The sequence below is a fragment of the Brucella pituitosa genome, from assembly GCF_965577835.1.
GTDB lineage: Bacteria > Pseudomonadota > Alphaproteobacteria > Rhizobiales > Rhizobiaceae > Brucella > Brucella pituitosa.
This window is the reverse complement of record NZ_OZ264093.1, coordinates 1,075,557-1,097,570: the sequence shown is the minus strand read 5'-3', so window position 1 is coordinate 1,097,570 and position 22,014 is coordinate 1,075,557. Positions and strand designations below refer to the sequence as shown.

Genomic DNA, 22,014 nt, shown 5'->3' with positions numbered 1-22,014 from the left:
TGTTTTTCTTTTACTCTACAGTCACCGACTTCGCGAGATTGCGCGGCTGATCGACGTCCGTACCCATCAGAATAGCGGTATGATAAGCGAGCATCTGGATCGGCAGAGCATAAACCAGCGGCGTGATGAACTCTGGTACGTCAGGCAGAACGATGGTTGCCATCGTATCAAGACTTGCTGCCGCCGCACCCTTCTTATCGGTGATCAGAATGATACGACCGCCGCGTGCTGCGACTTCCTGCATATTGGAAACGGTCTTCTCATAAAGACGATCCGACGGTGCAATGACGATAACCGGCATGGTCTCATCAATGAGTGCAATCGGGCCGTGCTTGAGCTCACCAGCCGCGTAGCCTTCGGCGTGAATATAGGAGATTTCCTTGAGCTTCAGCGCGCCTTCCATGGCCAGCGGGAAGGATGTTCCACGGCCCAGATAAAGAACGTGATTGACCTTGGCCAATTCAGAACAAACCGCTGCGATCTGATCTTCAAGCTTCAATACCTGATTGATGAAACGCGGCGCTTCAGAAAGCTGACGCACCAGTTCCTGCTCACGCTTGTCATCAATCGTGCCGCGAACCTTTGCGGCAGCAATTGCAAGTGACGCCATGGTCGAAAGCTGACAGGTAAAAGCCTTGGTCGATGCAACACCGATTTCAGGACCGGCAAGTGTCGGGAACACAGCATCCGATTCACGGGCAATGGTCGAGCCGGTGACATTGACAACAGAGGCGATCTTCAGACCTTGCGACTTGCAATAACGCAACGACGCCAGCGTATCAGCAGTTTCGCCAGACTGCGAAACGAACATCGCAAGCGAGTCTTTTGAAAGCGGCATTTCACGATAGCGGAATTCCGAGGCGATATCGCTGTCGACTGGAAGGCGGGCAATCTGCTCAAACCAGTATTTGCCGACCGAAGCCGCATAAAAGGCGGTGCCGCAGGCAGAAATGGTCAGACGGTCGACCTTGCTGAAATCAATGCCGACTGCTTCTTCACGGACTCTGCCAGTGGTGAAATCGAGATAGTTTGCAAGCGTATGGGAAATGACTTCCGGCTGCTCAAACATCTCTTTCTGCATGAAGTGGCGGTGATTGCCCTTCGACACCAGCATATTGGCAGTCTGCGATTTCTGAACCGTGCGCTCAACCTCAACATTGTTCTCGTCATAGACGGTCACGCCCTTGCGGGTCAGCACAGCCCAATCACCATCTTCGAGATAAGCAATCGTGTCGGTAAATGGTGACAGTGCGATAGCGTCGGAGCCGAGGAACATTTCACCATCGCCATAGCCGACTGCCAGTGGTGGTCCCTGACGCGCACCGATTAATGTTTCTTCATCGCCTTCAAACAGGAATGCGAGTGCAAAAGCACCCTGCAACAATGGCAGGCTGTCACGCACGGCTTCCACAGGCGACTTGCCCTTTTCCAGCTCACGCGTCACGAGATGCGCGACAGCTTCGGTGTCAGTCTCGGTCTCGAATTTACGGCCTTCCGCTTCGAGCATCGCACGCAGTTCGGCAAAATTTTCGATAATGCCATTGTGCACCACAGCCAAACGGGTGGTGATATGCGGATGCGCATTACGTTCAACCGGCTTGCCATGCGTTGCCCAGCGAGTGTGGCCGATGCCGATCACGCCCGGAAGCGGGTCGCCCGCCAGACGCTTTTCCAGATTGACAAGCTTGCCCTCGGCACGACGGCGAGCAAGCTTTCCATCGAGCAGCGTGGCGATACCGGCAGAATCATAGCCGCGATATTCAAGTCGCTTCAGCGCATCGACCAGACGCGGTGCGACTTCGTCATTGCCGATAATGCCGATAATTCCACACATAGGGTGCTCCAAATCCGAGATTCACGCATATAACTGCGATTTAAAGAGTCTAGCGCGGAACGGCAACCCAAGGGACTGCCGTTCTCTTCATCTGTTCGTCGATTTATTTCGAAGAGGTTTTAGCCGCTTTGATGGCAGCATACTTCTCCCGCAGGATCTTTCCCCGGCCTTCTTTGGTTTCCTGTCGGGCACGGCCAAAGGCCAACGCATCTGCCGGCACATTATCTGTGATCGTGCTGCCTGAAGCGATATAGGCATTATCACCAATTTCGACCGGCGCCACGAGCGAACTGTTCGAGCCTACGAATGCGTTTTCACCGATAACCGTCTTATATTTGTTGTAGCCATCGTAATTGCAGGTGATCGTGCCTGCACCGATATTGCTTGATGCTCCGACAATCGCATCGCCGATATAGGTAAGGTGATTGATCTTGGCACCCTTGCCGACTTCCGCGTTCTTCACTTCGCAGAAATTTCCGACCTTGGACTTTTCACCAAGATTTGCACCCGGACGCAAACGTGCAAACGGTCCAATCTCGGCTTTCTCACCAATATTTGCGCCTTCAATATGTGAAAACGCATGGATCAACGCACCGGATGCGACATGAACCTTCGGTCCAAAAAACACATTCGGTTCAATTACAACGTCGGCTTCAATCAATGTATCATGCGAGAAAAACACAGTTTCAGGTGCAATCAGCGTCACACCCGCCAGCATCATGTCCTGACGCTTACGGTTCTGCCAGATGGTCTCTGCCTCTGCCAGTTCTGCGCGATTGTTGATGCCGATCACATTGTCCACTGGCACTTCGATGGCAGTGACGTTCAGCCCCTTGTCATGAGCGATAGACACGATATCGGTGAGGTAATATTCGCCTTTGGCATTGTCATTGCCAACAGCGTCGAGCAAAGCCAGCGCGTGGGCACCACGCACAGCCATCAAACCACCATTGCAGAAACCAATCTTTTTTTGCTCAAGGGTGGCTTCCTTTTCCTCAACAATGGCGACCAATTGATCGTTCTCTTCAATGAGACGACCATAACCATGCGGGTTCGCCGGACGGAAGCCGATCACAACCACGTCCGCACCATGGGTCAGTTTTTCACGCGCGACCAGAAGGGATTGGGCTTCGATCAATGGTGTGTCGCCGAAGACAATCAGCAGATCGTCATAACCGCGCTCGATGGCTTCGCGTGCTGCAAGAACCGCGTGGGCTGTACCAAGACGTTCTTTCTGCTCGAAAGCCGAAACTGCGTCGGCAACTTTTTCGACAGCGCTACGCACTTCATCCGCTCCGCGCCCGACGACCAGCGCCACATCGCTCTTGCCGGTGTCCTGAACGGCTTTCACCACATGACAAACCAGCGGAAGCCCTGCCACCTGATGCAGCACCTTCGGCAAGCTCGATTTCATACGCGTGCCTTCGCCCGCGGCAAGCACGATGGAAAGGCAGGTACGGTCTGTCCTAGCACTGTCTGTCATTATATCGTCCAGAATGATTGAAGGCTCATCTGCTCATAGCATTAAAGCGTATATGGAAACTTACGGATTGCTTAGCCCAATCGTCCCAATGCCGGGAAAGTCTCAAGCAACCAGAACGAAAACGACTGCATGCCGCCGGTAAGAAAAAGGACACCGGCGATAACGAGAAGTGCACCCATTGCCTTTTCGACTTTGCCAAGATGAACGCGGAACTTTGACAGAAACCGCATGAATGCGCCCGAAAAAAGAGCCGCGATCAAAAACGGAATTCCCAAGCCTAGCGAATAAACAGCCAAAAGTGCGGCCCCCTCACCCACCGTGCTGCTGCCGCCCGCCAATGTGAGAATTGGCCCGAGAACCGGCCCTATACAAGGGGTCCAGCCGAATGCAAAGGCCAGGCCCATCACATAAGCCCCAAGCGGTGACGCAGGTGCATTGCGTGCCTGAAAACGGGCTTCGCGGGACAAGAACGAGAAACGCAATATGCCAAGGAAGTTGAGGCCCATCAAAATGATGACGACCCCAGCCACCATGGCGATTTCCTGCTGCCACATGCGCAAGAATGCGCCAATGGACGAAGCACCGGCGCCAAGCGCTACAAAAACTGTGGTGAAGCCAAGCACAAATGAGATCGCAGCCAATGCCAGCGAGCGACGCTGCAAGGAAGCGGCGGCAACCCGTGATTCCTTTTCGGCGCGAAAATCTTCAACGCTCACACCCGCCATATAACACAGATAAGGTGGAACCAGCGGCAGAACGCAGGGCGATAAGAACGACAGCGCACCCGCACCGGCAGCCGTTAGATAAGAAACACTGAGCACCAAAACCTCATTTTTTCACATAGAGCAGTTATTATCTGAACCAGATAAGCTGTTCTATTGAATTGTTTTTGAGCAAATTACGAAAAAATATCTAACTTTCCAACTTCACTCAAAATGCTTGCGGCGAACGCCGTTTGCTGGCCTTATACCCTAACTTCGACATTACTTTGAATATTTTCAATGCGGCATCTCGCTCGAACATAAGTTCGCCCTAAATCAGGATCACTTGCGCAATTTTAGATTGCTCCAACTGGACGACGCTCCGATGAGCTTAATTGATAATGAAGAACCTTCTTCAGTATCCACCAGACAGAATAAGTCTTTCGGATTTCTGAAACGATACCAGCATTTTCTGTTTCCCATAGCGGGCATCGCCATCGCCCTCTTAGCAATATACGTTCTGGAAAATCTGCTCCAGAACACCTCACGCAAAGACACGCTTGAGGCCCTTCATGCCATTTCGTGGACGACCATTGGGCTCGCCGTATTTTTCACGATGCTAAGCTATGCAGCTGTGGCGCTGTATGACGTGGTTGCGGTGGACACAATAGCACCCAACCAAATCCCGCGCCGCATTGCAGCCGTGGCTGGGGCCGCAGGCTATGCGATTTCCAATGCAATTGGCTTCTCGCTTCTGACCGGCGGTGCGCTTCGCTATCGCATCTATGCGGCTGAAGGCATCAGCCTTGCCGATATCGGAAAGATCGTCGGTACTTCCTGGTTTGCGATCTGGTTTGCACTCATCATCATGGTGGGGGCTGCACTCCTTATCGACCCGCAGGACGTGCCGTGGATTTCTACGATCGACGCCCGCATCGATATTGTTGCTGGCATCATCATTCTTGGTGGCATCAGCTGGCTGATCTACTGGCTTTCGCATGGCGAGCGCACACTGCGCCTTGGCTCACTTAGCCTGCGCCTGCCTAACTCCAAGGGTGCCATTACACAGATTTTTGCGGGTCTTGTCGATGTCGGTGCTGCTGCTGCAACGCTCTATGTGCTGATGCCTCAGGATGCAGTGCCAAGCTTTGCTGTCTTCGCGCTCGTCTATGTCATCGCCATTGTACTTGGCATTGCCAGCCATGCTCCGGGCGGGCTCGGTGCCTTCGAAGCGACGATTATTGCTGGCCTCGGCATTGGCGGACAACCTGACGCTATCGCCGCTCTCCTTGCCTATCGCGTGATCTATACGGTCATGCCGCTTGTGGTCGCCACAGCAGGCATCCTGATATGGGAAATCATGAGGCGCAGGCAGATGCTGGGACGGCAGGCCAAGTTTGCCAAACGTCTCGTTGAGCCTCTGATACCAGGGCTTTCCGCCAGTATTATCTTCCTTGGTGGCATTATCCTGCTGGTTTCAGGCGCAACGCCGGATATGCGATACCGCGTAGAAATTCTCTCCGACATCGTGCCAGAGTTTTTCGTCGAAACATCGCATCTTGCAGCAAGTCTTGTGGGCGTTGCCCTGCTCATCGTTGCGCGCGGTCTGTTCAAACGGCTGGAACGCGCGTGGATTGCTGCCCTCATTCTTCTGCTTTTCGGTGCGGTTTTCTCGCTCACAAAAGGTCTCGACTGGGAAGAAGCAACCATTCTTTGCGTCTTTGCCTTTGCCCTATGGGGCTTCCGCGATTCCTTTTATCGCCGTCCGATTTCTGGCCCGTTTGAACTGAGCTGGAGCTGGATCACATCAGTCGGCACCACCGTTATCGTTTCGACATGGCTGGGTTTCTTCGTTTATCGCCACGTTGAATACTCCAATAATCTCTGGTGGGATTTTGCATGGAATGCCAATGCGCCGCGCTTCCTGCGTGCGACCGTTCTGGTCTTCGCAGTTGTGGCGGCAGTTGGCCTCCATTCGATCATCAACCGGCATAGCCAGCGCAAGCGTAAACGCGACTACTCTATTCCAGAGGCTGTTCCTGCACTTGTCGCCGCCTGCCCGCATACCGATGCTGCGCTTGCAATGCTGGGCGACAAGCAATTCCTGCTCGCACCTGATAACAACGCATTCATTATGTATGCGCAATCCGGTGGCAGCCTGATCGCCTTGGGTGAACCAATCGGAGACAAAAAAGCCGCCAGAGAACTTGCATGGTCGTTCCACGGCCTCGCCGACAAAATGGCATTGCGCACGGTGTTTTATGGGGTTGGGCCTGAAAGCCTGCCGCTGTTTCTGGATATGGGCCTTGTAGCGCTGAAACTCGGCGAAGTTGCTCGCGTCGATCTGACTGATTTCTCGCTTGAAGGTCCTCGTCGCCAGCCATTTCGTTATGCCGATCGTAAGGTCGACAAGGATGGGCTGACCTTTGAAGTCATCGACGTGAAAGATGTGTCGCCACTCGTCCCCCGCTTGCGGGAAATCTCCGATGCATGGCTCGACCATAAATCCGGCAGCGAGAAAGGCTTTTCTCTCGGCTATTTCGATGATGATTACATGGAGCGTTTTGACGTCGCCGTGATGAAAAAAGATGGTGAGATTGTTGCCTTCGCCAATTTGTGGCGTGGAGCCGACAAATACGAAATCACCGTCGACCTGATGCGTTATATGCCCGACGTACACAAGCTGCTGATGGATGCGCTTTTTGCCAAACTGCTGATGTATAGCAAGGATCAGGGCTATAAATGGTTCAATCTGGGTGCGGCACCGCTCTCCGGCTTGAACCGCAGCAGACTCGCATCACGCTGGAACCGGTTCGGTTCATTCATATATCGGCGCGGTGCAGACCTCTATCACTTCGACGGCCTCAAGGCTTTCAAAGAAAAGTTCGACCCGATCTGGACACCACATTACATGGTTTGTCCTGGGGGTCTGGAAACGCCTCGTGCTCTTATCGATGCCACAACGCTGATCAATGGCAGCCCTCTGGAGTTCATCCGCAAATGAAGAAGCGACGCATTCTTTTAACTGTTCTTGGGTTAGCGCTGATAGGAGGTGCCGGTGCCTATGCAGCACTTCACCCCGGCAAGATTGCGCGCCAGTGGGCGCAATTCTTCAACGCGGACGAACCGGTCATTCACGCAAGCGCCGAGCGGCTTTCGAATATTCCAGTCTACATGCCGAAGGGCGATCCGGTCGGGCTTGCCATTCTGCTCAGTGATGAAAACGGCATCGGCGACAAAGAACGCAGCTATATGGATGCAATGCTTGCGCGAAACATAATCGTTTTGCCTGTCGAGCTCGGTCCCTGGCGGGCGGCGCTCGATAAGGAAGATGGCGAGTGCAACTATCTCGACTCTGATTTTGAAGCCATCGCCAAGGAAGCACTGCGCGGACTTGATCTTGATGTTTACTTTCATCCGGTCGTAACCGGCATTGGTCAGGGCGCAACGATTGCCTATGCAGCCGCATCAGATTCGCCTGCTGCGACCATTGCAGGCGCTATTGCTCTTGATCCAACACCTGCAAAGACGCGCCTGCCTTCCTGCACAGAAGCAGCTGAAGCCACCAAAACACCTGATGGCGGCTTCACCTACGGTTTTGACGTAAATATGCCCGCTCCGACACTTGTGATTGGGCCAACTGGCTCGCCGGTGAATAACCCGGTTGACGCACGTCAGAAGAAGATTGCCGTATTGCAATCAGGCCCCGACTTTCCCGCACGCATGAAGATGGCAGTCGATAACGTCGTCGCTATGGCCGATCAAGACGCCAAGAATGAAGCGCTACCAATTGTCGACCTTCCAGCCAAAGGCGGCAAGAGCGATATGGTCGCCGTGTTCTATTCAGGCGATGGCGGCTGGCGCGATCTCGACAAATCGATCGGCGAGTGGCTGCAGGCTCATGGCGTTCATGTGATCGGCGTTGATTCACTGCGCTATTTCTGGTCCGAGCGCACGCCAGAAGAAATCGCTCGTGACACAACGACAATGATCGAAAAAGCCGATCCAACGGGAAAACTGCCGTTGGCCGTTCTCGGTTATTCCTTCGGAGCGGACACATTCCCCTTTGCATGGAAATATCTCGATCCGGCGCTTCAGGACCGCACGAAGATGGTCGGACTTCTCGGCGTTGAAACCACCACGACATTTCAGGTTTCTATTGAAGGCTGGCTTGGCATGGATGGAGATAAGGACGTTGTGCCGGCTATCACCACCATCCCGCTTGATCGTGTTGTCTGCGTCTATGGCGAAGAAGAAGACGATACCGCCTGTACGGCACCTGAGCTTAAAGGTGCAGACCTGATGAAGCTGTCCGGCGGCCATCATTTTGATGAAAACTATGAGCCGATAGCGGCAGCTTTGCTTGATAAGATGCGCGCTCGCGCAGGTCTGCCACCGCGCCCTGCCAGCTAGAGCATTTCCTGTTTTTCTTGAATCATTGGAAATGCTCTATCTCTTTGTTTTTTCGCATTATCCGACGCAAAACCGCTCCGCACTTTTGCTGGAAATGCTCTAAGATGAAAATGGCACCGACAGAGAATGTCGGTGCCATTTTTACTCATGCTTTCACAATCTTTGCGCCGCCCAATTTCCAGCGAACAAGATCAATCAGCAAAAATGCGATCAGGCTTAGACCGATCATCGGCAGAGCCCAACCAACCGCGGCTGCAATCAGCACCACCGAAAGCTTCTGCGGCATGCTAAGATAGAGCCAGCTCTGGATCAGGGTTCTTGGCATGGAGCCAGCAGGCGGACGCCGCTGCCACCAGATGCGATAGCCATAGATAATCATACCAATCAGCGCCAGGCCCAACAAAGCCATAACAATCTGATTGGCGACACCAAACAGCACGCCCATATGCAGATCAATCCCCCAGCGAATGAGCTTGGCAATGATCGGGAATGTTTCGAAATCAGCCCGGCTGATTACCTTCATATCCCGCGGATCGATAGCAATCGTATCAACCTGTGTCGGCCATGAGCGATCATACTCACGGACCAGCCATGACTGATCCGCATTGCGCGGAATACGAATTTCCAGCATTGGCGATTGAAGACCGGACTGTCGTGACAGGAGATTCACCGCATCCAGCTGGCTGACGTAATCAGTTGTCGGTGCAACAGAACTTTGATCCTGATGGCCTCCGTGGTCATGATGTTCAGCATGCGGATCGGCCATCACAGCAGGTTTGTCGAGTGCGGTCGAAACGGACGGTGTTATCCATCCGACTGCCGCGCGAAAATCGTCAATCCGCCCGCCTGCCAATTGCGACCAAGTCATGCCTGTCGCCGAAAGAAAGACTAAGCCTGCAGCGATCCAGATGCCAATCTGGCTGTGCAAACGCCTCGTACGCAGATGCACATTTTCTTTGGCCTTTGAGCTACGCCGGATATCCCGCTTCCACCACCAGAGCAGAACACCGCCGAGCGCTGCGACCCACAGCCAGGAAGCGGCAAGTTCGCTGTAATAGCGGCCAAAATCCCCAAGCATGAGATTGCGATGCAGATAGTCGATCGACGCGCGCAATGGCAACACTCCGCTCGTGCCATAGACGACCAGATCGCCCCTGATTGCCAGCGTAATTGGATCGACAAAAATTGCTCGGCTTTCAGATTCACCCAGACCCGGCACGCTGAACATAACGCGTGTGTTCCAGCCTGGGCCTGTCGATGGGCGGATAGCAAACAGCCTCGGATCGTCACCGATAAAATCGCGGGCGGCCTTAACCTGATCGGCCAAAGGCTGCACCGTGCCCAGGGATGCTGTACGCAATTGATCGCGATAGACGATATCTTCGATTTGCGGCGTCAGCACATAAAGCGTGCCCGTGATCGCGGCGATCAGGATGAATGGGCCAACAAATAGCCCAACATAAAAGTGTAGCCTTGTGATGAAGGCCTTTAAACTCGAACCGGCAACGCGCGTTGTCTCGGCAGGACTGTTCTTCGATTGAGTGTTTGGCAGAACAACATCGGTCATGGCTGCACCTCATTTCGTGCAGCACATTCGTGTAGATAAAAAGAAAACATTGGCATCTCCAGCCAGTGTGAAACAGCCGGACGGCACGCAACTGCGCTTCAGTTAAAGTGAGCACGGCTGCGAAACGCCGGAATTGAATCATGCATCAGCTGAAAATGTAGGCGGGCCTCTGGGGAGATAGGTTTCGGCCAGAAAATTAGGCGGACCGTGCACCACAAGTCGCACAACATGATAACGGGCGACCAATACTGCGTGGTAGGCAAACGAAAGCGTTTGAGCGGCGAGACCAGCACCGACAGCACACGCTGCCTGACAAAGTGTCGAACAGCACGAACGCGCAAGATCCTTGAGCGGAGCTTCATCGCCATTGGCTTGACCTTCATGGATCGAGCAAATGACTGAAGTTTGGCCATTGGACCACGCAACCATCGAGGCTTGTGCGTAGGAGGTTATGATCCCCTGAAACAGAATGACGAGCACGATTGATGCCGCCCAAAGGGCTGCTTCAAACTGATTGCCAATTATTCTGGCTTTGAGGCTCATAATCGCTCATCTCATCCCCTGATGAGATTGTCACTGCGACAAATACGAGAACCAGACGAGGAAGAGCCCCGTGAGCTTATTTTTTCCGCCCTTCAAGCACAGGGATGGTCGGTGTGACACCGGACTGAGGCTTTCCGCGAGGATCATCGGAACAATCAAACTGATAGAGTTGTGGTGTCGGTAACGGCTTAATCCCAAAAAGAGGCTGGGCAACAGGAAGGCTCGACTCTCCGGTTCCGGCCAATGGAACCAGATTACAACTCACCGGAGCCTTTGAATCAGCATTGGCAGCACTGCACGACAGTACAACGGCAGGTAGAGCAAAAAATCTTAAAGCAAGGCGCATTATTATTCCTTAAACAATTATGCGCAATCTAAGGAAATCGTCTGCCAGCGGTATCGCAATGCTTTGCCGCCCCAAAAAAGGGAACAACGATGCCGGGAACTTTTGGAAAACACTGACGAATGATCTGGCTGCCACGTGTAAAACGATGACGACCTTTAAAACGTGTTTTGTATGTTCGGCTAAATCATTGAAAATGGTGAGCGCGCAGGGATTCGAACCCTGGACCTACTGATTAAAAGTCAGTGCATTAAACCTTATTTTTCAATGTCTTATAATCATCATGTGTCATTCATGTGCCAACTTATCATCACGCGAGAGTTTCTGCAATCTTATCGAACGCAGCTTTGTGATCATCAGAAGGGAACAGGTGGCCATAGCGATTCATCGTGATGGCATAGCTCGCGTGGCCTGCCAAAGTCTGCACCGCTTTTGGTGAAAGGCCAGCCTCAATCCAAGTCGAAATAGCGAAGTGTCTAAGAGAGTGCCAACCAATATCTTCAACCTTTGCACTTTTGATCATCGACTTCCAATCTCGTTTCATAAAATTGGTATGACGCACAAAGCCGCCCTTACTGTCGGTGAAAACAAAGTCGTCAGGCTCGCTATGCTTCGTTTCACTCTTCCAAGATTTCAACTGCTCGATCATCGCTTTGCCGATGGGCACGGTGCGACGCCCTGCAGATGACTTTGTCGTGTCAAACTCACCATATGCATCCACGCGCGTTTCGACCGAGACAGAGCCCTTTTTCAGATCCAGGTGTACCCATCGCAGTGCCCACTGCTCAGAAGCTCGCAAGCCTGATGAAGCAGCAAACTTGATTCGAAGAGCTAGTTTCTCGTCAGAATTTTTCAGGATTATTGCCAGAGCCGCTTTCGACGGTGGCGTGACCCTTTCTCCGGCCTCATCTCGCTTGCCAATAACTCGCACGCCTTTGGCGACATTTACGCCGACTTTATCCGTTTCGACGCCATGCTTCAAAATGCGGCTCAGTGTTCCGAGAACCCGCCGCGTAGTAACAACGCCGGCCGATGCGTCGCGCATTTCATTCCTGAGCTTTATCACGTCCGCCGTCGTCAGTTCTGATAGGGTTTTGGCTCCGATCCCTTTCGTGAACCCGACAGCGCTTTCTTCTTTTGGATCAATCCAATTATCTATGTGCTGCTTTGTAGTGCGCAGATACGACTGAACAACGCTTTCACCGCGTTTGTTGCGCTTTTCCATCTCTTCATAATAATCACGACAGACATCAGCAACAGTCGTCTTTTGAGCTGCTTCCTTATAGGTCGCCGCGCCTGTCTCAGTCATAAGATCAGCAAGGCGAGCTTCGGCTTCCCGTTTTTTCGCGTATTGTTCTCGGTGGCGTTTCCCATGCCTGTCAGTGAAATCCAACTGCCAAGCTTCATGTTTTCCGCTCGCGTTTTCCCACGAGCGCTTCTTTATTTTTGCCAAGAATGATCTCCTGATATTCTAGGCACACACTATAGTTCGGCACATGATATCGCAAGAGAAACTAAATCTTGACTCTTAATTCGGACTGGAACATAACAAGAACATTGGCGGTGGTAATAAACAAGCAGGAGAACGTCATGAATGCTGTCGCTGAGAATTACGACGATGAGATTGAATTAGTTCTCGCCTATCACAAAGGCGATATGCGCGCCGCTATGGAAGCGCTGTTGAAAGACCGGGATTTCCTCATCAAAGAAATTGAGTACGCCAGCCTCGCCATGTCTCTTGGGTTTTCACGTGGCTGGAAACCGACGGTGTTTACGAGATGACTCGTTCTCGCGGCGCAGAAAGCCCGTCCGTCATAAATATGAACTACCCTTATCAGGTCGTCATTCATTTAACGCAGTGGCATCGGACGAATCTTATCCAGCTTTTGACTGATCGTGGTCGACTTGGCGGATATCGTCTTTGGACAGGCAAGCAGCATGGACTGAATTCTTTCAGCGTTGCTCATTTCCCCACAAAGGAAGGACAGGAAGAGTTCATCCGCCTTTATGGTGGCGTGCCTTACGATCCAACGGACAAGAAATCTAAGCCGTGGGAGACGTATTTTGAGAAATGAGATCTCGGCCCCGTTACTTAGAAGGCATGCCTGCAGAGACACGTATTAAGGACGTGGATTCATGGTACGAGCTGCACGGCTTTTGTTATCAATGCGGTCATATCGGTCCAATCGAGCAGAGAATAATTCTGCGTAAATTTGGGACACACACTTATTTTGTGGATCTTCATAAACGCATGCGCTGCACAATCTGTCGCTCTAAAGGCGAAAGCCAGTTCGGCTTAACAAAAATACCGAGATAAAAATGACCGGATACAACAACGATAAAGCGCCCGCTTCACAACCGGGCAGACGGTTCGAGCATTGGTGTGACGATGCCGACTGCAAGGCATGGGGAACATACGGGTATAAAACGGGGCGTGAGCAGTTCTGGTTCTGCAAAGAACATAAGCAGCAGGGAGAAGATCTGCTCGCAGGTGGAAAGAAATAGGAGCCCGTGAAAAGGCTCCTGTTGGAATTATTTGCTTTTCTTACACTCATAGCATTGCTTTGCTGGCGGTTTCCAACTCGCCATCGCCGAAGCTGTCGATGCGCCAGCCAGCAATGTGGCTAAAACGATAATTGCGTATTTCATGTTGCCCTCCTATCAAGCCTTCCGACTTCGGAAGGTGGGAGGACATTCAATCAATCTTGCTTAGGTTGAAATACGACAGACGCCGTATTTCAACAGCTGGACGCAGATAAATTGCGCGCTATTCTCTTCCTGTCAGGAGGAGCGCATGTGCAATCTATACAACATCACGACCAATCATGAGGCCATGCGCCGTCTGTTCCCGAAATTCGGTGACGTGACGAACCGGGTTGATCCGCAGCTTGACGTGTACCCAGATTATCCGGCACCAGTGCTGCGTAATTTGGCAGATGGTGAGCATGAGCTTGCACTTCTTCGTTGGGGAATGCCGACGCCCCGCGAGTTTCTGAAAACGGAAGTCGATAAAGGCGTCACTAATGTCAGAAATCTAAAGTCATCTCATTGGCGGCACTGGCAAGGTATAGAAAGCCGCTGCGTTGTTCCAGCCACTTCGTTCTCGGAATATGAGGAAGATCCTGACCCAGTTACCAAGCGTAAACGGATACACTGGTTCGCATTGAATGAAGATAAACCACTCTTTGCGTTCGCCGGTATCTGGACGACATGGAAAGGTGTGCGGAAAAAGAAAGAAGGGCCGGTTGAGATCGATATCTTTGCTTTCCTCACCACCGAGCCTAACGTCGTGGTTAAGCTCGTTCACCCAAAGGCAATGCCGGTCATTCTCCGCACAACAGAGGAAATCGATACCTGGTTGCGCGCGCCATGGGATGAAGCAAAGGAAATGCAGAAGCCATTGCCCGATGCGGATTTGATCGACATGACGCCGAGCAATGATAATAAGGAAGATTAAGCTAGCTTGTTTTGACTGTATCGGTGCCGGCATAGCGCAACCACATACGCACAAAAAACACTTTTCAAAGAAAATTCGCTTTGATAAATTATTGTTGCGCATCGTGTCAGGAAGCTGGGTCCAAGCGCATGCGCAGCCCCGGTCACTCGATCACACCTCTCGTGCCGGGGCTTTTCCTAGTAGGATTTACTTCGCGCGCCGCTCGATCGCTTTCAATCTCTCAGCAAAGAATATGATTTTATTCAGATCATAAAGACGGCTGGCCGCGTCCTTCTCGCCGAAACGGTAGCAAGCCTTAAAGATATTGCCGAGCGCGAAGGACATGCCTTTGTGCTCAATAAGATCGTTTAGCTCGCTCGCGCCCTCGGGCAGCTCGTAATAGCTGGTCGAGCCGCCGTCAGAGGTGATTGTGGAAGGGATACCGGGATCGAAGGTGTTAGGCACACTTGCTCCATCGATCGACGAAGCTATTTCCCGCTCCCGCTGTGCCCACCATGCACGTGTAGCTGCCTCTCCTGCCTCCTTATTGCGAGCGCAGAGGTCTGCAAACGTGGGCTTATCCATCTCTCCCCGGGTGATCTCACGATCAATCCTTGCGTCTGGCACCATCACACTTCCTCCCTCACCTTACGCTTTGGCTCTTCGAACTTCTCGGTAATAGGCCCGCCAGCCAGCAAGCCGCGCAACGCTGAAAGCTTATCTTCCACGAGCGGACGGAATCTGCTCACTGTAAAAGGCGGGTTTTCATAACCAAACTGAGGGCACGTTCCACGATCGACGCCCTTGAGCCGCACACCGATGTAAGAGCCGTGAATATAATGCTCAAATGGACCAATCCACTCGATCTCGTAAATATCGCCTTCCTTGATTTCGAGAAATTGCTCAAAGCCAACGACTGAATCGATGCAGACCACTTTCTGGCCAACGTGGAATTGGTTCATGCTGAATCTCCTGCGAGAATGGACTCGGCTATAATGCCTCCTGCGGTTCTATGGCTATCAGGCCAGACATCGTCATCGTCAAAAACGCAAAGCGCTATAGCTGCACATCGCCGGCGCTCTGCGAGGATGGCTGCCTGCACAAGCTCTTCGATGTGGTGTTCGAGGCTTGATGCCGCGATATCGTCGTCAATCATGCCGCCGCCCTCGCCTCAATGCTTCGATACTCGACAGCCACATCGTGCTGGATCGCTCGAACTAGTCCTTTTCTCATGCCGGCGCTGATACCACGATCAGTGTAAACAACGCATTTCGTTGCCACGCGATACCAGGCAAGACCTGCTTCAATTCCCAAGGACCGCTCATCGGGCTGCATATCGTCCAGCACTTGCGTGTGCAGCAAATGGCTGGCAATCGGAGCCTCGCCTCGCCGCAGGCTGTCTAGAAGGCAAGCGCGCGCGTATGCGGTGTTGGCTTCCACGTCGCCGCTGTAAGGCGTTTCGATGATCACGAGGTCGGCAGGCTGCTTGACGGGTGGCCGAGTGTTTATGAAATATGTGTCTATCCAGATACCGTCGTCGCCTTTGATGCCTAGTACGATTCCGTCAGCCCGCAACGTAACGCGCGTAACCGGGCCTTCTCCGGGCCGCCCTTCAACTGCCGCACGTGCGGCTTTGTCTTCTGCTTCTTCAAGCATATTCTCTCCTCGTGTTGTGGTGAAACGCCGCTTGGTGGGCGGCGTTGTTGGTTGGTTACTGCGCGCAGATTGCAAGAAAGTCCTGCTTGCTGGCAGTGGCAAGTCTATCGCAGAATGCTTTATCTCCAAATTGGTGCGACCAAACAGGGTGCCCTAACACTTTCTCCGCATATTCATGAATCGCATCAAAAGGGCCTGCGGCGATACCCGTATATGCACCGATAATGGCAGCCTGTTCTTTCGTCAGTCTTGGCAAACTCATGCCACCCTCCTGCTCTGCTCAACATTATCATTCGCGGCCGCATATTTCCCCGCAACCATTTCAGGCCGGAGCGTCAGGCGCGAAACCTCTCCGTGTAATTTTGAATAGGTTATGATCTTCGCGCTTCTTCCAGAGAGCCAGCCTCCGCCAGCGGCATAAGCATCAGGAGCAGCAAGTGTTTCATGGCGCTCAACATACATCAGGCCTGATTTGCGCCCTTCGTCAGAATGCAGATGACCAATGTGCGCATAGGCATATTTGCTGCGTCCGTACATTTCGCGAAATTTACCGGCTAGCGTTGCATCAACATTGTTGACGCCCCGCTTGTGACCGTGATGCGCAAAGATGGCTGTTCTGCCCCACTCATAAGCATAATAGAGGCTGGGCGAGTTATCGACGGTAATACGCGGCTCATTCTCATACATCGCTGCCAACATTTCGCGCAGCCATGCAGATGAGGCGGGATCGTGGTTGCCCTGCGCCATAATGATATGAACATGCCGATGCTTTTGCAGCAACATGTCGATAACACGTCGAACAGTCCGGATGATCACTCGAATAATCTTCTGCAAACGTGAATCAGAATCCAGCACATGCTTGCTGGCCGGTGTAACCGTTTCCATGCTGTCGTAGTGCGCAAGGTCGCCAAGCTGGGCCAGTACTGCCGTATGTGCATCTGGCGCAAGGTCAACCGCAGATGCGAACCAATCCGTTATAAGTTTTTCAGCAATCTCAACATCATAGTCCGCGCCGGTTTCTTCACCCCATGATAATGAGCCGAAGTGGGTGTCGGTCACGCAGAAGAAGTTCAGCAGATCCTCCCGACAACCCTTCGGTGCGGGCATAATAGATACGCGGGGCAGGTCTTCCTTCAGTGCTTCAACCATGGCTGTGATTGCAGCCCGTTGCTGGTCTGCGTCCGCACGCTCCATGATGTGCTGCGTAACGATGCGGCCTTCGCTGTTAACGAGTGTCGTCTTGCCTTTGACCGCCAAACCGGCGGTAGCCTCATAGACAGGGCCAGCCTCTTTCGTCTGGCGCATGTAAGTGCCGTTAGGTGTCTCGGTCAGGCTTTTGATTGCATAGCCGGGTAGCGTTTCCTTTGGACCCATTAATCCGAGCTCAGCTGCGCGTTTGATGCTGTCATGAAACGCAGACTTCTTGACGCCGCAAGCCGTTGCAGCCTTCGTTATCGTGCCGTGCTTCTGATACGCAGCAACACGGCGGGCTAGTTCTTGTTTTGAGAGCATTTAGTGTCCTCTGGCAGCAATCATGGCATCGGCGTAAGCGTAAGCTAGAGAGGAAGCCACCTTTACAATTGTTGTATTGTTCATCTCTGCGACGGTCGCCATCTCATGGTGCGACCCGCCAATAAGGCCGGTCAGTGCCTGCCCCGCAAAATGATCACGTAGTGTCATGCCATGGCTAGCGTCCGGACCTTTCCAGTCACCGTTCCAGTCTGGTGAAGGAAAGGCGTTGCCACCCGTGTTTACGCGCGCACCCGCGCCCTGTGCCTGTTCAGACATACAGTCTCCTCGTGTTGGTTGGTTTGCGGGTTGGTGGACCGCAATTTGTCATTGTGGTGGAAGTGAAAGAGGCGTCAAGTGATTAAGAAAAACTCTGTGATTAAGTATTTCAGAACCTTAGTGGATCGTTGAGTAAAATAACTTCCGGTGACATGATAATATCGTAAAGTAGGGGGCGGGCAATGGCTGCAAAGAAGCGAATTTTCCTTGACGACATGACGTGGTTGCGACCTTGGATTTGTCTAGTTTGCCTCGGTGTAGCAATTTTCATCAGTTTGCCAACGATTTCTGCCATCCTTCTTAGCTTAACCAGCGCTGCTAACGCACAATCTATTGCCACAGTGCTTTCCGCCATGATCGGATTTGGTGGTGTGATTTTAACTACACGATCAGGCTTTAAAAACCTTATAGCGTCGCAGGAAGCCCAAGCTAAACGTGAACGCGACGATCGTGATCATAAAACGAAACTTCAACAAGAATCTAAGATTGAAGCTTTAAAGCACGACAAAGCTGTACTTGTCGCTTCTCTGCAAGCAGAACTATCAATGCTTCTTGATCAAGTACACGGGCAGAGAAATATTATTTTTACACAAACAGCAATGATGAGAACAGCCAAAGACAGCCCTTATTTAAGAGATCAAGAGAGTGAAATAATTCTTCCTATTTATAAAACGCCTATATATGACGCCCATATTGATAAGCTAGGCTTACTAGGTTTTAGCCTGGCCTCTGATGTCATAAAAGTATACTCTGGAACAAAAATGACTTCTAACAATACGAAATTCAAGCCTGAGCAACAGTTAGTTTTATATGAAGCATTCAACTCCTTCTATGGTAATTGGAGCGGAGAAATAGTTCACGTAGTTACGCGGCTCAATTCTGCATTGGGATACTGTGACGATCCGGGTAACTTGTATCAGTTTAGAAATGAGAGAGATGCCGCGATTAACAATAAAGATGCAGGACGGAATGTTTAGTGGCAACCATAAACAATCGCGGGATGTGCATAAATCTTTCAGTTTAGGCTATGGATTACTCACCCCCTCGACCTAGTCGTCTTCTGCTCAAACACACGATCCATACGCTCGGTGAGCCCGTCGATGCGGTTTGCAACGCTTTCAATGGCACGCATGATCTGCGAGGTCTGTTCCTGCATCCCGGCCTTAGTGGCAAAGGTCTCAGCCGCACGTAGCTTGTAGTCGGACAGCTCCTGCCGCGTTAGTGCGGCAAGCTCTGTGGCTGCTTCGGCTTTGGCTCCGCACTCCGAGCGCACGGTCTTGATGTGGCCTTCGACATACTTCCAAAGGCCAAACAGAAAACCAAACAGCATCACGATGAAGCCGACAACGCCCATGATTTCAGCTCCGGTCATTTCTCTTTACCCATCAATTCGTTCATTGCAGCATTCCTCAAGGCCGTACCCCGCATAGCTTTTCCATTTTCTCATTCTCGGCCAGAATCTGGCGTTTGGTTTCTGACGTGTCGTCATGGCTGGCATAAATCGCCCGCGCCACATCACAGTAATTACCGCTTGTCGCGCATCCACTTAGCAAGCCGAGCGTCAACAGCGCTGTCATCAAGACGGCTGACTTCATTTTCTATCTTCCGTGCTTTGGTTGCGGATTGTGCGTCGCGCGTGGTCTGGGCTGATTTGCTGTCAGACCGGCCTTTGAGGTACGCGCTGACGAGGACGGACAGCGCCGCGCTAAGAACAACTGCGTAGCCTGTAAGCTTAGAGCGCAATGTTAAAAGCCACGTCACGCCGCCGCCCTCTTCAGTTCAAGCCTGCCTGTATGCCAAAGCCAGAAGCCGCCACCCAAGGCAACCACGATCAAAGCAACCGTTAGGAATGCCCATGGATTGGAAACTGCGCCGATAAGGCCGGTCACGAACGTACCGCCACCAGCTGCGACGATGGTCTGCACCGTCTTGTCCTTAAGCAAAGGCACGTCGTCAGGCTTGGCGTCGTCAGGAGCAGCAGCTTTCATTTCGCGCGCAGCAATCAGACTGTCGAGGAAGTTGCGGTAATAGCCGGCGATCAGCGTGGCCTTGTCGGTGCCGTTGACGATGACACGCGCGCCTTCAGGATCTGCTTTGCCCTTGCCGAGAAAGTCACTCAGCTTGCGGCCCGTAAACTTGCCCAGCACCATTCCTTCAAACAGGATGCGGATTGCAGTGGCTAACTCCAGCGCCTTCTCCGGTGTATCGGCAATGCCGAACTTCTTGTAATTGTCCTCGCCAGTGATCTGAGGCAGGCCACGTCCGCGATAGGTCCAGCCGTCGTTAACGCTGTCGTTACCCATGCGACCGCCGTAGACCTTGTTAGCGAGCTTTTGAGGCTGGCGAACATAAGGCTGGGCCGCAGCAATGGACGAAAAACGCTTTGGCCATGTCTTCCGAATTTGCGCCGCACTTGTGTAGTTCAGATTTTCGACAACAGGCTGCATCTTGCCGCCAGTCTCATGAAAAACGGTTGCAAGAATATAAGCAGTCTGCTCGTCGGGCAGGTTGCGGCGCTCAGCTTCAGCCAAGATAGCCGATGTGCCATCAACTTGAGCCTGGCTCAAACGGCCGCCAAAAGGCGCGCGCCTCGCATACGCGAAGAACGTTGTTTTGTTCATTTGATTGTCCTTGGAGTTTAAACGAGCAAATGCGCCGCCGCGTTTATGCGTCGTGCCATTGTGTTTTCCTTAGATTGTGATTGTGAGGGTCTTGAAACCGATAGATTTTTGACTAAATCGAAGCCGTCATTCCAACAATATGCGTTCGATCAAATGGAGGTTTCGATGAGCGACCGTTTGTTTGACAGTCCTGTTTTTGTGAAGGACGGCCCTTACCTTATACGTGAGATTGCCAGCATCGGAGATGCGCTAGATTTTCTCTACGAGTGGCCCGAATATGACCGTGGCCTCATTTACGAAACCGCTTGGAAAGCGTGCTGCGACAGTCACGATGGCATCAAACCAGTGAAAGTGGCAGAGAGCGCCATTCGAGGTTTCGCCAAGAAGAACGGAATTCTCGAAAAACCAGAAGTTGCGATCCCTTGGATGAAGGGCAAAAAATCAGGAGGCGGCCTAGTTCAGGCTTGAAAGCTCATCATGATTTGGGTTTTGCTATTTGAAGCGGCTATCCTTGCTACGCTTTCTTACGTGGTAGCCTTAATCGGCTGGAAAGAGATCAGGTATTACATGAACAACCGACGTAAACTGTAACACTAGTTTTAAATCAAACCCCGGCGATGAGGCCGGGGTTTTTGTTTGCAGTTTCCATATGGCTGTATCATCGTATGAATGGGCCATACCGCAATCATTGTGTTTTCCTTTTATTGTGAGATGATCGTTAGGCAAGCTGTCCTGACCCACATCAGAACAAGGCGCATTACCCCGGTGGGCTTTGCGGTCGCCGGGGTTTTTATTGTCTTTTGACACGATTGTGAGATGATGAATGGGCGTGTAGACCAGCTGCGAACTGTCGAAGCGCAGCCCCGGATGTGACACCCCTCCGTCTGGGGCCAGCCCCAGAGATTTCAAGCGCCTCTGGGGCTTTTCATTTTGAGTAGCCCTTGCTAACTAAGGCTGCGTTCAACGGTTCCTGATCATTGCTTTTGAACGCAACCCCGGTATGGTTGTGCGATCCTGCCGGGGTTTTATTCATTCAAGGCCCGGTTTAAGCTTGCCAAGCGTAGATCATCCTCGTGACGCGACTGGCGATCTGCGCAGCCCCGGCAGATGGGGATCTGCTGGGGCTTTCTATAGCGCCAGCAACGCCGCCGCCCTTTCCGCCCCGAACAGCTCTTTCGCCATCTGCTCTAACAGCGGCCAAAGCTCATGATCTGATCGAAACGTATTTGCAGTCGTGAAAATGCGCTGTGTGCGCACTGGCTGCGTTGCCATGGCCTCATTCACCTGATCGGCTTCATCTTCCGTCAACCGCTCCCAGAGCGTAACGGCTGGAAGGATTGTCACGACAGGCTCTGGTTCGGGCATCGGAGGCGTATAATCCACGACACTCTCACCGTCCCAACGCCGAGCCGAAGGATAGTCCATCAGCTCTTTCCACTGATCATCGGTTATTTCAACCGCATCGGCAGGGATGCTACATACTGGATTTGGTTTCCAATCGGCGATTGGAACTTTATCTGACTGATCATCTCCCTCAGCATAAACGGGCAAAAGCCGAGCACCGTGCACATCTTCCGAATAAAAACCACGTGGCAGGCCGTCACTGTCAAATACAGCGTATCTTTGCAT

General features: G+C 52.2%; 25 protein-coding genes. 8 read left to right on the top strand and 17 right to left on the bottom strand.

Features of this window, described 5'->3' with window-relative positions; translation table 11 throughout:
* Positions 1 to 10: 10 nt before the first annotated feature.
* The 3 genes from glmS to ACSME1_RS16410 form a co-directional block, all read right to left on the bottom strand.
* Complete coding sequence (glmS, locus tag ACSME1_RS16420; protein WP_024900254.1) at positions 11 to 1,834, bottom strand: glutamine--fructose-6-phosphate transaminase (isomerizing); 1,824 nt, start codon at positions 1,832 to 1,834, stop codon at positions 11 to 13.
* A gap of 103 nt (positions 1,835 to 1,937) precedes the next feature.
* On the bottom strand, positions 1,938 to 3,317 hold the full coding sequence (gene glmU, locus ACSME1_RS16415) for a bifunctional UDP-N-acetylglucosamine diphosphorylase/glucosamine-1-phosphate N-acetyltransferase GlmU (protein WP_036568658.1): 1,380 nt from the start codon (positions 3,315 to 3,317) through the stop codon (positions 1,938 to 1,940).
* A 71-nt stretch (positions 3,318 to 3,388) separates the two neighbouring features.
* Complete coding sequence (locus ACSME1_RS16410) at positions 3,389 to 4,138, bottom strand: cytochrome c biogenesis CcdA family protein (protein WP_024900253.1); 750 nt, start codon at positions 4,136 to 4,138, stop codon at positions 3,389 to 3,391.
* 265 nt (positions 4,139 to 4,403) lie between these two features.
* Here ACSME1_RS16410 and mprF point away from each other — a divergent pair, with 265 nt between their 5' ends.
* Both mprF and ACSME1_RS16400 read left to right on the top strand, forming a co-directional pair.
* Positions 4,404 to 7,022 (top strand): bifunctional lysylphosphatidylglycerol flippase/synthetase MprF, encoded by a 2,619-nt coding sequence (gene mprF, locus ACSME1_RS16405; protein WP_105706416.1) that lies wholly within the window; start codon positions 4,404 to 4,406, stop codon positions 7,020 to 7,022.
* The gene (locus ACSME1_RS16400; RefSeq protein ID WP_024900251.1) at positions 7,019 to 8,431 is read left to right on the top strand and encodes a virulence factor family protein; all 1,413 of its coding nucleotides are present in this window, start codon (positions 7,019 to 7,021) and stop codon (positions 8,429 to 8,431) included. The genes mprF and ACSME1_RS16400 overlap by 4 nt, the downstream gene beginning before the upstream one ends.
* 145 nt (positions 8,432 to 8,576) lie before the next feature.
* On the opposite strand, the gene ACSME1_RS16395 is transcribed toward ACSME1_RS16400, so the two are convergent.
* From ACSME1_RS16395 to ACSME1_RS16385, 3 genes are all read right to left on the bottom strand, one after another.
* On the bottom strand, positions 8,577 to 9,998 hold the full coding sequence (locus ACSME1_RS16395; protein ID WP_105534654.1) for a PepSY-associated TM helix domain-containing protein: 1,422 nt from the start codon (positions 9,996 to 9,998) through the stop codon (positions 8,577 to 8,579).
* Positions 9,999 to 10,136: 138 nt separating this feature from the next.
* Positions 10,137 to 10,541: a hypothetical protein gene (locus ACSME1_RS16390; RefSeq protein ID WP_024900249.1), complete on the bottom strand. Its 405-nt coding sequence runs from the start codon at positions 10,539 to 10,541 to the stop codon at positions 10,137 to 10,139.
* Positions 10,542 to 11,194: 653 nt separating this feature from the next.
* Positions 11,195 to 12,337, bottom strand: coding sequence for a tyrosine-type recombinase/integrase (locus ACSME1_RS16385; protein WP_245872265.1), 1,143 nt, complete (start codon positions 12,335 to 12,337; stop codon positions 11,195 to 11,197).
* A gap of 137 nt (positions 12,338 to 12,474) precedes the next feature.
* Between ACSME1_RS16385 and ACSME1_RS16380 the strand changes: the two genes are divergently transcribed.
* The 4 genes from ACSME1_RS16380 (at position 12,475) to ACSME1_RS16365 (ending at position 14,341) form a co-directional block, all read left to right on the top strand.
* Positions 12,475 to 12,666 (top strand): hypothetical protein, encoded by a 192-nt coding sequence (locus ACSME1_RS16380; RefSeq protein WP_100557140.1) that lies wholly within the window; start codon positions 12,475 to 12,477, stop codon positions 12,664 to 12,666.
* Positions 12,663 to 12,959 (top strand): hypothetical protein, encoded by a 297-nt coding sequence (locus ACSME1_RS16375; RefSeq protein ID WP_435655048.1) that lies wholly within the window; start codon positions 12,663 to 12,665, stop codon positions 12,957 to 12,959. Before ACSME1_RS16380 ends, ACSME1_RS16375 begins: the two co-directional genes overlap by 4 nt.
* Before the next feature lie 244 nt (positions 12,960 to 13,203).
* Positions 13,204 to 13,389 carry a hypothetical protein gene (locus ACSME1_RS16370; RefSeq protein ID WP_435655047.1) on the top strand — a complete coding sequence of 62 codons (186 nt, stop codon included), beginning with the start codon at positions 13,204 to 13,206 and terminating at the stop codon, positions 13,387 to 13,389.
* A 289-nt stretch (positions 13,390 to 13,678) separates the two neighbouring features.
* Positions 13,679 to 14,341: an SOS response-associated peptidase gene (locus tag ACSME1_RS16365; protein WP_435655046.1), complete on the top strand. Its 663-nt coding sequence runs from the start codon at positions 13,679 to 13,681 to the stop codon at positions 14,339 to 14,341.
* Between the two features lie 186 nt (positions 14,342 to 14,527).
* Here ACSME1_RS16365 and ACSME1_RS16360 read toward each other — a convergent pair whose 3' ends face one another.
* From ACSME1_RS16360 to ACSME1_RS16330, 7 genes are read right to left on the bottom strand one after another with little or no spacing between them, the layout of a single operon-like run.
* On the bottom strand, positions 14,528 to 14,950 hold the full coding sequence (locus ACSME1_RS16360; RefSeq protein ID WP_435655045.1) for a hypothetical protein: 423 nt from the start codon (positions 14,948 to 14,950) through the stop codon (positions 14,528 to 14,530).
* Positions 14,950 to 15,282: a hypothetical protein gene (locus ACSME1_RS16355; RefSeq protein ID WP_435655044.1), complete on the bottom strand. Its 333-nt coding sequence runs from the start codon at positions 15,280 to 15,282 to the stop codon at positions 14,950 to 14,952. Before ACSME1_RS16355 ends, ACSME1_RS16360 begins: the two co-directional genes overlap by 1 nt.
* The gene (locus ACSME1_RS16350) at positions 15,279 to 15,476 is read right to left on the bottom strand and encodes a hypothetical protein (protein ID WP_435655043.1); all 198 of its coding nucleotides are present in this window, start codon (positions 15,474 to 15,476) and stop codon (positions 15,279 to 15,281) included. Before ACSME1_RS16350 ends, ACSME1_RS16355 begins: the two co-directional genes overlap by 4 nt.
* Positions 15,473 to 15,976, bottom strand: coding sequence for a DUF7768 domain-containing protein (locus ACSME1_RS16345; protein ID WP_435655042.1), 504 nt, complete (start codon positions 15,974 to 15,976; stop codon positions 15,473 to 15,475). The genes ACSME1_RS16350 and ACSME1_RS16345 overlap by 4 nt, the downstream gene beginning before the upstream one ends.
* Positions 15,977 to 16,031: 55 nt before the next feature.
* Positions 16,032 to 16,238, bottom strand: coding sequence for a DUF7736 domain-containing protein (locus tag ACSME1_RS16340; protein ID WP_435655041.1), 207 nt, complete (start codon positions 16,236 to 16,238; stop codon positions 16,032 to 16,034).
* Positions 16,235 to 17,488: an oxidoreductase gene (locus tag ACSME1_RS16335; protein ID WP_435655040.1), complete on the bottom strand. Its 1,254-nt coding sequence runs from the start codon at positions 17,486 to 17,488 to the stop codon at positions 16,235 to 16,237. The genes ACSME1_RS16340 and ACSME1_RS16335 overlap by 4 nt, the downstream gene beginning before the upstream one ends.
* Complete coding sequence (locus ACSME1_RS16330) at positions 17,489 to 17,764, bottom strand: hypothetical protein (protein WP_435655039.1); 276 nt, start codon at positions 17,762 to 17,764, stop codon at positions 17,489 to 17,491. It abuts the gene before it with no gap.
* Positions 17,765 to 17,946: 182 nt separating this feature from the next.
* Between ACSME1_RS16330 and ACSME1_RS16325 the strand changes: the two genes are divergently transcribed.
* On the top strand, positions 17,947 to 18,741 hold the full coding sequence (locus ACSME1_RS16325) for a hypothetical protein (RefSeq protein ID WP_435655038.1): 795 nt from the start codon (positions 17,947 to 17,949) through the stop codon (positions 18,739 to 18,741).
* 59 nt (positions 18,742 to 18,800) lie between these two features.
* Here ACSME1_RS16325 and ACSME1_RS16320 read toward each other — a convergent pair whose 3' ends face one another.
* The 3 genes from ACSME1_RS16320 to ACSME1_RS16310 all read right to left on the bottom strand — a co-directional run bounded on the left by ACSME1_RS16320 (position 18,801) and on the right by ACSME1_RS16310 (position 20,385).
* Complete coding sequence (locus ACSME1_RS16320; RefSeq protein ID WP_435655037.1) at positions 18,801 to 19,136, bottom strand: hypothetical protein; 336 nt, start codon at positions 19,134 to 19,136, stop codon at positions 18,801 to 18,803.
* A 37-nt stretch (positions 19,137 to 19,173) separates the two neighbouring features.
* On the bottom strand, positions 19,174 to 19,359 hold the full coding sequence (locus ACSME1_RS16315; RefSeq protein WP_024898763.1) for a hypothetical protein: 186 nt from the start codon (positions 19,357 to 19,359) through the stop codon (positions 19,174 to 19,176).
* 162 nt (positions 19,360 to 19,521) lie between these two features.
* On the bottom strand, positions 19,522 to 20,385 hold the full coding sequence (locus ACSME1_RS16310; RefSeq protein ID WP_435655036.1) for a chitinase: 864 nt from the start codon (positions 20,383 to 20,385) through the stop codon (positions 19,522 to 19,524).
* Positions 20,386 to 20,550: 165 nt separating this feature from the next.
* On the opposite strand from ACSME1_RS16310, the gene ACSME1_RS16305 reads away from it, so the two are divergent.
* On the top strand, positions 20,551 to 20,853 hold the full coding sequence (locus ACSME1_RS16305; RefSeq protein WP_105534730.1) for a DUF982 domain-containing protein: 303 nt from the start codon (positions 20,551 to 20,553) through the stop codon (positions 20,851 to 20,853).
* Positions 20,854 to 21,513: 660 nt separating this feature from the next.
* Here ACSME1_RS16305 and ACSME1_RS16300 read toward each other — a convergent pair.
* Positions 21,514 to 22,014, bottom strand: a complete 501-nt coding sequence (locus ACSME1_RS16300) for a hypothetical protein (protein ID WP_435655035.1) — start codon at positions 22,012 to 22,014, stop codon at positions 21,514 to 21,516.